This window comes from Rhodococcus sp. MALMAid1271 (assembly GCF_049195265.1).
Taxonomy (GTDB): Bacteria; Actinomycetota; Actinomycetes; order Mycobacteriales; family Mycobacteriaceae; genus Rhodococcoides.
The window spans coordinates 267,174-279,582 of the sequence record NZ_JBMIRQ010000108.1 but is presented as its reverse complement, the minus strand read 5'-3'; the positions used below and the strand labels follow the sequence as shown (position 1 = coordinate 279,582).

The 12,409-nt window shown below is 61.7% G+C and carries 9 protein-coding genes; 5 read left to right on the top strand and 4 right to left on the bottom strand.

Annotated features, from left to right (window positions below):
- Positions 1 to 10 precede the first annotated feature (10 nt).
- The 3 genes from ACOQFP_RS19105 to ACOQFP_RS19095 form a co-directional block, all read right to left on the bottom strand.
- Positions 11 to 1,435 (bottom strand): phenylacetate--CoA ligase family protein, encoded by a 1,425-nt coding sequence (locus ACOQFP_RS19105; RefSeq protein WP_421585215.1) that lies wholly within the window; start codon positions 1,433 to 1,435, stop codon positions 11 to 13.
- A 77-nt stretch (positions 1,436 to 1,512) separates the two neighbouring features.
- Entirely contained in the window at positions 1,513 to 3,405 is a 1,893-nt protein-coding gene (locus ACOQFP_RS19100; RefSeq protein WP_421585214.1) for a hypothetical protein, read from the bottom strand.
- A gap of 46 nt (positions 3,406 to 3,451) precedes the next feature.
- Positions 3,452 to 4,708: a TetR/AcrR family transcriptional regulator gene (locus ACOQFP_RS19095; RefSeq protein WP_421585213.1), complete on the bottom strand. Its 1,257-nt coding sequence runs from the start codon at positions 4,706 to 4,708 to the stop codon at positions 3,452 to 3,454.
- Positions 4,709 to 4,881: 173 nt separating this feature from the next.
- Between ACOQFP_RS19095 and ACOQFP_RS19090 the strand changes: the two genes are divergently transcribed.
- Positions 4,882 to 5,277, top strand: a complete 396-nt coding sequence (locus ACOQFP_RS19090) for a LuxR C-terminal-related transcriptional regulator (RefSeq protein WP_206491526.1) — start codon at positions 4,882 to 4,884, stop codon at positions 5,275 to 5,277.
- A gap of 236 nt (positions 5,278 to 5,513) precedes the next feature.
- On the opposite strand, the gene ACOQFP_RS19085 is transcribed toward ACOQFP_RS19090, so the two are convergent.
- Positions 5,514 to 7,859, bottom strand: a complete 2,346-nt coding sequence (locus ACOQFP_RS19085) for an AAA family ATPase (RefSeq protein WP_421585212.1) — start codon at positions 7,857 to 7,859, stop codon at positions 5,514 to 5,516.
- Between the two features lie 353 nt (positions 7,860 to 8,212).
- Here ACOQFP_RS19085 and ACOQFP_RS19080 point away from each other — a divergent pair, with 353 nt between their 5' ends.
- The 4 genes from ACOQFP_RS19080 (at position 8,213) to istB (ending at position 12,397) form a co-directional block, all read left to right on the top strand.
- On the top strand, positions 8,213 to 9,289 hold the full coding sequence (locus ACOQFP_RS19080; protein ID WP_421585211.1) for a type IV toxin-antitoxin system AbiEi family antitoxin: 1,077 nt from the start codon (positions 8,213 to 8,215) through the stop codon (positions 9,287 to 9,289).
- Positions 9,267 to 10,100, top strand: a complete 834-nt coding sequence (locus ACOQFP_RS19075) for a hypothetical protein (protein ID WP_421585210.1) — start codon at positions 9,267 to 9,269, stop codon at positions 10,098 to 10,100. The genes ACOQFP_RS19080 and ACOQFP_RS19075 overlap by 23 nt, the downstream gene beginning before the upstream one ends.
- 153 nt (positions 10,101 to 10,253) lie before the next feature.
- Positions 10,254 to 11,642, top strand: coding sequence for an IS21/IS408/IS1162 family transposase (locus ACOQFP_RS19070; protein ID WP_421585209.1), 1,389 nt, complete (start codon positions 10,254 to 10,256; stop codon positions 11,640 to 11,642).
- Complete coding sequence (gene istB / locus ACOQFP_RS19065; RefSeq protein WP_421585208.1) at positions 11,642 to 12,397, top strand: IS21-like element helper ATPase IstB; 756 nt, start codon at positions 11,642 to 11,644, stop codon at positions 12,395 to 12,397. The genes ACOQFP_RS19070 and istB overlap by 1 nt, the downstream gene beginning before the upstream one ends.
- Positions 12,398 to 12,409: the final 12 nt, after the last annotated feature.

Sequence of the window (12,409 nt, the reverse complement as noted above, 5' to 3'; positions counted from 1 at the left end):
GCTCCGCACGCTAGTCGATCGACTTCTGTTTGCCCCCAGTGACGAATCCCTCCGAGCGAAAAGGCTTCAGCCGCACGACGGGTTCTGCATCCGGACCTTTCTGATCGTGCACGATGCGGTATTCCGCGCTCAGTTGGCGCAGGCTTGCGACGGAGAGTTGCCGGACCTGTTCGGCCGTCTCGGGGTCGGGCTGTTGCCCGGGACGAAGCTCGACATCGAGCGTCAGAGTTTGGCGTTGCTCACTGTCGGTCTCACAGCGCGCGATGAACCGTCCGGTCAATCGCGTTGCCAAGGAGATGTGTTCGACGGCCGGGCGGAAGTAGTCGGGGTAGATGTTGACGGCACTGTAAATCGCGGCGACGTCGGTTCTGCCGAACACGAACAGGTAGTGGGCATTCGGGTCGATATCGGCGGCGAGGCCGGGATAGCCGGCGTCGAGGAGTCGGTGCCGGACGGCGCTGCCCAGCAGCGTCTCTCCTCTGTCGTTGACTCGGTAGCGTACGAGCGGCAGAACTCCACCGACGGTGAACAGAAGATAGCCGTCGGAATCGACTTCGATGTAGGTGAATTCCGGATGGTACTGCACGAAGGCGGGCTGTTGCACAACGTCACCGTCGTTGTGGTCGATGCCGAACACGGCGCGGTTCAACGTCGAATCATGTGCTGCCGCTGAGCGTATCGCGACAGTGGCGGCTGTCTCGTAGCCGACGAAACCGACGTCTGTTGCCCCGTACACCACGCGGACCCGGTCCCCGTCTCGGTCGCCGAGCATGCCGTGGACGAGGGTGCGCCACGCTTCGCTGACGGGTTCACCGCCGACGATGACGATGACGCGGTGCCGTCGAAGCAGGTCGCCGTGGGTGTCGAGCAGGTCGCGGGCGATCGGCGGATACGCGAAGATCACGATCTGCTGATAGCCGTCGGCGGCCTCGGAGACGACCTGGGCGATGACGTCGGGATCCATACCGGGAGTTGCGATCGACAGCCGGTGACCACGCTGGCGGAGTTCGAGCAGCATGGCATACATGAATGCGCCTCCGATGTACGGCCCGAGTGGGAAGGTGACCAGGGCGAGCGTGGCTGTGCGCTCGGTGTCCGCACATTCACGCAGCACCTGTCCGAACATCGCCGCTCCGTGGTCGGTGCTGCGCTGCCCGCGCGACCAGAACGTGGGAGCTCCCGAGGAACCGGCGCTACTGGCGATGGTCTCGACGTCCTCCGGCCGACCGGCGTGCAGATCGGCGAGGGCATTCGGCCGCCGGTAGGTCTCCTTCGAGGTGGTCGGTAGCTGACCGAGGTCGGTCATCGCGGCGATCGTGTTGATCTCGATTCCGTGTCGGTCGAGAAATCGGCGATAGGCGGGAACCGAGAGGGCGATGGACTGGACGAGTCGTAGAGCGGTGGTTGTCGGGTCGTGCAGATCTGCCTGGTTCATGGCCTGGCCTTCCGGAATCACAGTGGGGGACGGTGTGATCCGATCGCGCGGCGGTGATGTTCGACTGTTCGAGAAATTCAGAACTGACGATGAACATCGTTGACCTGCGGCTGCGAATGTCCGGCCCTGGCATGGCGGGCATCGTCCGCCTCCTGAATCGCGGCCATGTACGCGTCGTACAACGGTGTGAGGGCGTAGCGCTCACCCAGTGTTTCGGCGTGGGCGTCGATGTCGGTGCAGAGCTTGCGTCCCGGTGCACTCCAACTCGAACCGGCTTTCAATCGATAGAACGCTGACCTGGAAATGTTGAACAGGGTTCGGCCCAGGTGGTCGTCGTCTCTGCTGTCGGCGGTGCGTCTGATCGCGCGATAGGCCTGGTCGGTCGCGCGTTCGAGGTCTCTGCGCCGCTCCTCGGCTCGGTGTAGAGCGCGGACGAGGCGTTGTTGGTACGTGGTGAGCTCGGTCGATGGGTGAGCATCGGGTGAATGTGTGGAACTGTCGTGAGGAGAGAGGATTTCGTGAAATGTGTCGGTCCCGAGCACCCGGGGCACGATGTGGAGCTGGTGACCGAATTCTTTCGCCTGCTCGGCGAATCGCCGCGAGTCCAGCGAGGGCAGGGTCTGCAGGAAGCGGCGCAGCCGACGGTCGGAGACGGGGGCGATCATGTCGGCGGTGAGCTCGAGTATCGCTGGATGATGTGCCCAGACGGTCATGGCAATCGAGATGGGGTACGGAAGGCCCGTCCGGATGAGGGTGTGACAACTGGCTCGGACGGCGGGCCGAGCCAGCACGTCGGCTCCCAGGATGATCAGGGTTTGTTCGACCACGGCGCCGACGAACAGATCATCGGGTGTCTGTGCCACGCGAGCGATCAATCTGGGCAGCTCGTTTTCGGCACCCCGGTTGGCGAGTCCCTTGGCGGCGGCGAACTCGAAGAACGTCTGATGCAGGAACCGGGCTCGGTTGTCCGTTGTGGTCAGCACGCCGCGCCTGGTCAGAGCGCGTACGTGCCGACGGAGGACGATGTCGTCGTAGGAGTGATCCGCCGATGCGGCGACTTGGGCGGCGCGTCGAACGAGGACGTCGACGGGTGGTTCGGGGGTTCCCAATGCGAGCATGGCGATCGCCAGGAATCCGGCGGTGGAGGACAGATCGTCGGAATCCTCGGCCGGAACGTCGGGCCCGGAGCGGTGATCGCTCACGATGCGGCGTGACCAGAACAGGTTGTAGAGGCCGGTCACGTCGAGTTCGAGTTGCGGGAAGTGTGGTGCCGACAACGAGAACAGCAGGCGCAGCAGCAGGGGGCTGGTGCAGACGTCGTCGACGAGAGCGCCACGCGCCCGGGCAGATTGAATCGCCGATACCGGACTGGAGGGCTTCACCGAGTCGCCGGCGATGAATTCGACGGTGAGCGCTTGTATCGCGGTCGGTAGTTCGGAGTCGGGCGAGAACGGTCCGAGCGAGATCTTGCGGCCGAGGTGTGCCGGAAGGCTGTGGCCCTCGAGCGGTCTGGTCGTCAGGACAACGGGCACCGGTATTCGTGCGAGGACGGTGATCAGATCGATGATGTCCTGGCGTGCAGATCGGCTGTGCAACAAAAGGTCTACGGTGTCGAGCAGGAGAATCGATCCTGGTCTGGAGGTGACGGCCGCGATGATGTCGTCGGCTCTGGCGGTGCGGAGTCCGTCGTCACCGGGCTGAAGCCAGGTGGCCGAGACCAGCAGCGGGTGCAGTCCTTGCTCGCGTAGCGAGCGGTGCAGCGACCACAGCAGGGTCGACTTTCCGTGCCCGGCCTCGCCGACGATGATCTGCGGTTCGGAGCCCACGATCGTGCGTCGAAGCAGGTCGAGTTCGATATCGCGACGGACATACCAGGAGCCGTCGTCCCCGGAGCCGACTTCGATGTCGCCCAGCAGTTGTCGGGACTGCCGGGCCAGCCGGTCCCACAGCATCGAACTCTTCTCGGTCACACTCACCTCGCCACGCAGCGGACCTGAACGCGGTGGTGCGGGGTGCTCACCGCGCCCGTGTCGTCACACCGGGCATCAGCACTCGCAGTACACCGTCGACGACCTCGACGGCGGATTCCTTCGGTCGCGTCAGGCAACGGAACAGGACGTTGTTGGTCAGCATGATTGCCACATCGAGTGACGGCGCATCGTCGCTGAACAACCCTGCTTCGCGTCCACGTTCGAGGATCGGCTGAACGGAGGACGGAAGGTAGAGGTGCTCGAGAACGGTGGTCACGGTGTTGGGCTGTTGGAACTGCTCGAAGCTCAGAGCCAGCAGCATTCCCGAGCTCATTGCTCGGTTGTCGATGACGAACTCGCCCAGTGCGATCAGTGTGCGTCGCAGCGCGATTGCGGGCTCGACGCCGAGTCGCTCGTCGGCGCGGCGCAACCGAAGAACGCGCTCGAATTCTGGCTTGAGTGCGGCAACGATGATGTCCACCTTGCTCGGAAACAGCCGTCGAAGGTCGTCCACGCGCAGCCGTGCGCCCGCTGCGATGTCGGCGAGAGTGACGAGGAAGTACCCGTGGTCGACGAACAGGGCTTCGGTGGCGGCAATGACGTCGGCCTCGAGGTCGGGGCGTAGGAATGCGGAGCTGTCGGCTGCTTCATCGGGCAGTGGTTCGGTGGCCGCGCGGTCCGAGTGCACCGGATCGATCGCGCACTGAAGGATCGTTGTGCTCAGTTGGGCTATCTCGCTTGCGGTGATCGAACCGGGGGTGAGCATCTGGCGCAGTGCCAAACCGTCGAGCATGGCTCCGAGAACGGTCGTCAGGGATGTCAGCGACATCGGTTGACGCACGGAACCGCCCTGAGCCTGGATTGCCTGACCGACCATTGCACGCAAATCGGCATCGAGCCGCTCGAATTCGGGTGTGACGGACTTACGGGCTCCCTGGTGATCGGAGGCCAGCAGGATCGCGGTGATCCGGCGTCGCATCAGTCCCGAGGTGAGGTCCTCGAACAATGCGGCTACCGGTTCGGCGGCATCCCGAACCCCCGCAGGTGGGGCGGTGGTTGCGATTCCGCCGTAGTTCACGGTGAGGTTGTCGAGGAGGTCCTCCACGAACGCTTCCTTGCCACCGGAACCGCCGCCACGAGAGTTGCCGGGGTAGGTGTTGTGGAAGGTCTGTTGTGACAGTCCGGCACTGTCGACCACTGCCGAGATGGACAGGGATCGAGCGAGATCGGTCATGTCCACTTCGCCGAGTAGTCGATGCCCGGCCTGCAGAAACTGTTCACGCGGAACCGGCCTGGAGTTCAACGTACACCGCCTTATTGGACTTCAGAGCGCCTGTGTGGACAGGCAACTATAGCAAGGTGCCGTTCTGCCTGCCGAAATGTAGTTCGAACTACATCACCGTGTAGTTCGACCACGATAATCGATAACGAACTCGAATTACTTTGTGTTGCAGGAAATTCGACGATCGTGGTCAGATGCTAAACGGCCATATGGCCGATTACGTGGAGGAGGCCAACATGGTGTTGATCGGTCATCGACCCCACACGCAAAGGCGAGTGTCGGCACCCGCAACCGCGCGCAGCCCACTCGGACCACGGCCTGCGCAGGACAAGAGCCCACGACCGCGACCGGTGCCGGTGTACGCCTCACCCGGACTGACCGAGCGTGAGATCGCAGTCATGAAAGTCTGGTTGGACTGCGACTCCAAAGTCGAAGTCGGGGCCCGTCTCCACATCGCGTTGGGCACCGTCAACACCCACCTCACCAGAATCCGGGACAAGTACTCCCGCGTCGGTCGAGCAGCGCCGACAAAAGCGGCACTGGTCGCGAGGGCACTGCAAGACGGCATCGTGAGACTCGACGACCTCTGATCGGCGGGGTTGATTTGTGGGTTGTGTCGAGGGCGGGTCGGGAGCCAACGGTGCGCTCAAAGACAGTTACCGCACCGTCAAGACATGTTGACGCGTCGTTGGTTTTGCTGACAGCCTGCGGTGAATAGGCATTCGTCGCACAGTCCGTCTGCAGTGCCGCCTGGACTACTCTTCCGTCACGAGGCTCTCTAGATGACATATACACCTCGGGGTGTCGGCCGTGAAGGCTCAGCCGGTCAGCGGGCCTGGACCGCCTGCACTCCGCCATAGGGGAGCGCTCCGAGCCGCTCTTTGAAGTCGTCGTAGTTGCCGACAACGGCGCCGGGTTCCGAGGCTAGGTCGAAGTCCCTGCGGATCAGACGTATGTCCTTACGAACTCGCTCGGTCTCGTCGGTGACTTCAGTCAGCTGGTGCTCGATATCTTCCAAGAGACCCTCTACGTCGCGTCGCAGGGCTGACGTCTTGTGATCTCGCAGGAACGCGTCCTTGTGACGGATTAGAGTCTTACGGACGCGCTCACGACCATTCACGCGGACGGCCTGGCGTTGCGCCCTATTGATGCGAGCGAACAACTGCTCGAAATTCGCTGTGGTGAGCGCCTGCAGGTCTTGGTCTGCTTCGTGTTCTAAGCAGTGCAGGACAGCCCGCGCGAACCCGACCTTGTCGAGCCGCAATTTGGTTCCTGCTTTTTTGCATGCGGCTTCAGCTGCTTTGAACACTTTTTGGCCTGCCGCAACGGGCACGGTCGTGACGTCCGCGGCAACTTCGGCGGCCTCTTCTGGTGACAGGACTTCGGCTGCGTAGTGTCGTATAGCCATGACGACTAGGTCGACTGGGATGAGGTCCTCGATCTCGCGGATCGAGTCGGATGCCACCGACACATTGTTGATATCTAGGTCGCTGGACTGGATCACGAACTCATCGTCCACGTATTTCTTGTCGCGATAGCCCTTCTTCAGTTCTTGGCGGATGCCGTCGGCCTCGTCGTCGCCGTCCAGCAGGACCACGACAGCCGGGGTGTCGACGTCGCGGCCCCGGGCGAGGTAGACCATGTATGGGATGTGCTCAGCCGATCCCGATGGAACTAGGGACAAGCTGTTCAGATTGAGAGTGGCTCCAGTGCTCTCGGCGCGACGGGCTAGTGAACTGATGCCAGCGAGCAGAACCTGGTCGGCCTGACCTTCGAGCATTAGGTTGCAGTTGCTGATGAAGGTCGTTTCGGCAACGAAGGCACCAAAGGCTGAACGGAGAGGCTCGTAGTGATTGCGGCCCGCGTTTGCGACCAGGCGGGTGCCTTCGTCGCCATCCCCTTTCTCAAGGACGCGGATCCGTTCGCTGTGGTTCTTGTCGATGAGGAACGGCGAGTGCGTCACGTAAACAACCTGGATCGGCTGCACCGACTTGTCCGTCGGTTCGGCAAATGATGCGAAGATCCGCAACAGGTCCTGCTGGCCGAGCATCGATAGGTACGCGTCCGGCTCGTCCATCAGCAGGATCTCCTGCGCCCCAGTCGGGGCATGTGAGAGGTACTGAACGAAGTAGGACAGGAAATAGCTCATCCCGCCACTGCGCTCGCTGAAGGCGTACTCGCTGCCGGTGCGGTCGCGGACCGTAAAGACTAGGTCGAAGTCGCGCAGAGTTAACGTCAGTGAGAACTCGGAGTCCTGGGACCACCACTTGGGAAAGTTGAGCGCTTTTGCCAGGTCCTCGTTCATCTTTTTGACAATTCCGTTGGCGTAACCGTCGTGGTTCTTCACGGCGGTCTTCAGTTGTTCGAACGCGTCTTTGCCGATGCCTGCGACCTGAACGAGCAGCTTCTCGGCCAGTTCGAGGCGCTTCATTAGATGCTTGTCGTCGACCTCGTCGACAGTATTGAATGCGGTGTAGTCCTCGATGAGTTGCGGTGTCGCCTTATCGATCGTCTCCTTGCTGCCGAACCAATCGGGATTTGTGATCATGTTCTCGATCCAGCGCAGCATCTTCTTGCGTGGCCTTGCCTTCTTCGCCTTGTCTGTCGCGGTTAGGTAGGCCAGCGGGACGCTGTCGGGCAGTGGTGTGTTCGCATCAATCAGGAAGAAGGCCGGTAGGCCCAAAGATCTGATCTCGGCCGCTTTGACCTTCACCTCAGTCCAGTCGGTCCCGTTCTTCACGTACACAACAGGACCGATGTTCATGCGAAAAAAGTGGAACGTTTCGACCAAGACAGACTCACCTAGGCTCGCGATCGACCGGACCGCGGCGACCTGCTCCTCGCTGAGGTCGGTGAATTCACCACCGAACTCTGGCCTCTTCATCTCGCCTCCGACGGTGAAGAACTGTGAGTAGCGGCAGAAGTCGCGGCGCTCGATGTCCTCGCCGGTCAGCAAACACTTGATGGCGCCGAGCAGCTGGCTCTTCCCGGACTCGTTCGCGCCGACCACCGTAGTGATCCCTGGCTCCATGGCGACGCGCACGAACGGGTAGAACAACCCAGACTCTGGCAGTCGGTCCCACTCGTCCGGTACGGCCTTCGGATGGCTTTTGCGGAGGTAGTCGTAGTTGAACGACTTGTAGAACCGGACGTAGAGGGTCTTGATCTTCACTGGGAGGCTCCTGCGAGGCGTCTTTGGAACGGTGGACGGTGGCTTAGAGCCGGGCCAAGAAAGGTGCAGTCGAACGTGTCTTCGTGCTGGCAGTAGCCTACGGTGGACTACCGACATCTGACCGGGACACCGGCACCGGATGCCGCGACTGCGCTTGTGGACATGCCGACACTGGTAGCACTGCCGCCCACGACGTTAGGCCTATAACCGTCCGAAGTTCGACGGCAGGCGTCCGCAGCTCTGGGACGATTTTGCGTTGCTTCTTCAAGTATCCCGGATGAGTTTTCGCTGAACTTTCAGTTCTACCAGCTTTTCATTTAGAATGAAAAGCACAATAAGTTGAAAATTTTAGATTGGCATCCGAAGTGAACTCACTAGAACGAAACTGGCTCGAAGAAACCCTGCACAGCCTGTCCGATGTTGGGATCTCGATTAGCAGCCTCAGCTGGGCCGACGCCCCTGACCAGGGGTTTGACGCTATCGTCATGCTGGTCCGAAACGACAACCTGCAGAGGTATCGAGTCGTCTACGCTCCGTCGTTGACCTACGCGGGACTTTCTAACCTCCGACTGTATGACGAACAGACGCCGGTGCTGGCCATCGGTGAGAGGATCACTGAACGGAGCGCAACTTCCTTACGCGACCTACGAATCCAGTACGTGGATGGTCTAGGCAACACCTACCTCGAATTCGGCGACGTCTACATCGATATCCGGGGTAGACGAGCTAGCATTCGAGATAGAGAACGAGGCGTTGCTCTCCGTCCTGCTAGCGAGTCCCAACTTCGAGTTGCGCCGAGGAACCTTTTCAGTCCCCGTCGCTCGCAGGTGATCTTCGCACTCCTGTCGTGGCCACATCTTGCAATGGCAAGAGTTCAAGACGTGGCAACAGTTGCAGGCGTGTCGTTGGGCCAGGCTCATAACGTCCTCGCACTGCTTGATGATGCGGGATTGATTTACAGAGGTTCTCCCCTACGCCATCGACAGACGCTAGATCTACTCGAGCCATGGGCGGCGGAGTACTCGCGAGGTCTGCGGAGAAAGCTCGTAATCGCCACCTTCCACTCAGACGACCCGACGGTTATCGGCTTTCGGCAGCCTCAAGAGGCGTACCTCAGTGGTGAATCCGCAGATGGCGTCGGGATTTACCGCCCAGCCACCCTGACCGTGTACTTAGACCATTACGACCGCAAAATGGCGTTCGACAACAGATGGCGAAACGACCCTGAAAGATCGCCTAATGTCACTGTTCTCCAACAGTTTTGGCGAGATCCAGAGGGTGGTCAAAAGGATGACCACCGAGGAGCTGGAGGGCCCTCCAACGCGCCTTGGCCGCTCGTCTACGCTGACTTGCTCGCAGCCAACGACCCGAGGCTGGCCCAAGTAGCTGCAACATGGAGAGACCAAAATGTTCAACCCGGAAAAGTGTGATCCCCAGCTGCTTGAGATAGTCGACCGCGTCAGTGCACAGCTGCTAGCCCAAACCGATCACTTGCGTCCGGCCGATCTGATGCTTCTCGGTGCCCATAGCCGAAACCTGCTTCACGATTCCTTGGGCCATCAATTCTTGCTGCGAGCCACGGAAGACCTGGACATTGCGTTCGCGATTGCGGGCTGGGGAACGTACGCGGAAATTGTTCATGGTCTTCCCAAGCTTGGTGACACGGGAATCAGGTATGAAGTGGATGGTGTCCCAACGGACCTCGTTCCGTTCGGCGGCATCGAGGACCCGATTGGGGTGGTACCCGACCCGCCTGACCGAGACCTCAGTGTTTGGGCTTTCCAGGAGGTCTTCGATGGGGCTCACACACTCCCCCTGCCCTCCGTCGGACCAATCAAGATCCCCGCAGTCCCAGGGTATTGTGCGCTCAAGCTCGCCGCCTGGCTCGATAGAAGCATGCGATACGAGTACAAGGATGCTGGCGACATCGCCACTGCGCTTTTCTGGTACACCAGTTCCAGTAAGGTCACCGAACGCTTGTACAACGATGGACGCGAGGTCCTCTACCAGTTCGAGATGGACGAATCCCTAGGCGCGGCTTTCCTCCTCGGAAGAGACATTGCAGAGCATATTGGCGTCAAACGAGTTGGCGAGCTCAGTCTCAGGTGGCCTGGACCGCGTGCCGACGAGCTGCCGCGGTGGATGAACATCCCAGGTTCGCCGCCGGTATGGAGTCCAAACCCCCGCCGACGAAGTTCACTCCTCGATGCCATGCAACAAGGTTGGTCAACCTCCATCTGACCGCGAGGCGAGGCTTTGACGGCGCTCATCGAAATTCCCCACTGACGCTCACTGAAATTCCCCACCCGTGTGGCACCGCCAACGAGGGCGGGTCTCCCCGAATGCTGATGGTCTCTGACCACGCACCAGCTACCCGAAGGAGACCCGCTCCTCATGCTTACACGGGAGGAAGACGTGGAAATACACGCCCTGCGTCAACGAGGCTGGAAGATCGCCGACATCGCGAGACATACCGGCCGCGACCGCAAGACCATCCGGTCCTACCTCAATGGGACCACCACCCCCGGAGTGCGTAAACGCTCCATCGCGGACCCCTTCGAGGTGTTCCTGGCCTACGTCACCGCACGCCTGATCGACGACCCGCACCTGTGGGTCCGCACCCTGTGCGACGAGCTCGAAGACCTCGGATATTTGATGTCGTATCAAACGTTGCACCGCAAGATCCGAGAGCTCAAACTCCGCCCGATCTGCCAGGCGTGCCTGACCGCCACCGAGCGACCCAACGCAGTGATCGATCACCCGCCCGGTGAGGAGACGCAATGGGATTGGGTCGATCTACCCAACCCACCCGCCTCCTGGGGGTGGGGATCGATGGCGCATCTGTTCGTCGGAACGTTGGCGTGCTCGGGCAAATGGCGAGGGGTCCTCGCCCCGAACATGACCCAACCGCACGTCGTAGACGGGCTCGACCGCATCTGCCGAGGTCTCGGCGGAGTCAGTCGGGTGTGGCGGTTCGATCGGATGGCGACGGTCTGCCACCCCGACTCCGGCCGCGTCACAGCGAGCTTCGCCGGCGTCGCGAAACATTACGGCGTCTCCGTTGCGATCTGCCCACCCCGCCGCGGCAACCGCAAAGGCGCGGTGGAGAAGTCCAATCACACTGCAGCGCAGCGCTGGTGGCGCACTCTCTCGGACGAACTGACCGTCGAGCAAGCCCAAGCGAGCCTGGATCGGTTCTGCAGCCTGCGCGGCGACACCCGGTTGCGGCCCACGAAGGACGGGAAGGCGTCGGTGGCGACGATCGCCACCACCGAGGGGTTGCATTCGATGCCGGAGGCCGCGTATCCGGCGATCTTGACCACCGACCGGGCCGTCTCGCGCCAAGCGTTGGTGTCCTATCGCGGCAACCGGTACTCGGTACCACCCGAACTCGCCTGTGCCGCTGTGACAGTGACGCATGTTCTGGGCGCCGATGTCATCGACATCGTCACCACCTCGGGGATCACCATCGCCCGACACCACCTCGCGGCCGATGGGACCGGCGTCATGGTTCGCGACCACGGACACATCTACGCCCTCGAACAAGTAGCGATGGCGGGCGCGAACACCGGCCGCCCGCACCGCCGCAAAGAACGGATCCCACCCGGACCCGACGCCCTCGCCGAAGCGAACACACTCCGAACCGTCACCGGCACAACACATCCCGCTTCCCTGAATGCTCCCGAACAAGTCAGTGCTGCAACAGAATCCGGCACCGAAGGTGCGATCGTCTACGACCTGTCGATCTACGAACGGGCCTCCCGCGGAAGGAACACCCTCTGATGGCCGACAAGAAAACAGGCGACCGGATGCCGGCACCGAACACCGCCGAAGCAGCGAGTCTCTACCAGCGTCTGCGTGGCCATCTCGCGGTCCTCAAACTCCACGACGCCGCCGAAGCGTTGCCCTCGGTCCTCGACCAAGCAGCAGCCGAGGACCTGTCGATGACCGCGGCGTTGGACCGGCTGCTCTCGATCGAAGTCGAGGCCACCGAAGCACGCCGGCTGACCGGACGACTGCGGTTCGCATGTTTGCCGACTCCGGCGTCGCTCGAGGACTTCGACTACGACGCCGCAGCCGGTGTCGACCGCAAGCTCATCGACGAGCTCGCGACCTGCCGATACTTGGAGACCGCGACGAATGTGCTGCTCATCGGCCCGCCCGGGGTCGGGAAAACACATCTGTCGGTCGGGCTCGCGAGAGCGGCGGCGCATGCCGGCTACCGGACGTATTTCACCACCGCGGCCGATCTCGCTGCCCGCTGCCACCGGGCAGCGTTGGAGGGTCGGTGGGCGACGACGATGCGGTTCTATGCCGGACCGACCCTGTTGGTGATCGACGAACTCGGCTACCTACCACTGCCCGGCGAGGCAGCGTCGGCACTGTTTCAGGTTGTCTCGCAACGGTATATGAAGACCAGCATCGTGATGACGACCAACCGCGGTGTCGGATCGTGGGGTGAAGTGCTCGGTGACAACACCGTCGCAGCAGCCATGCTGTCAATGGCCAAGTTGATGTCCCCGCTGGTGGCCAGGTGAAAGTCCCCGGCC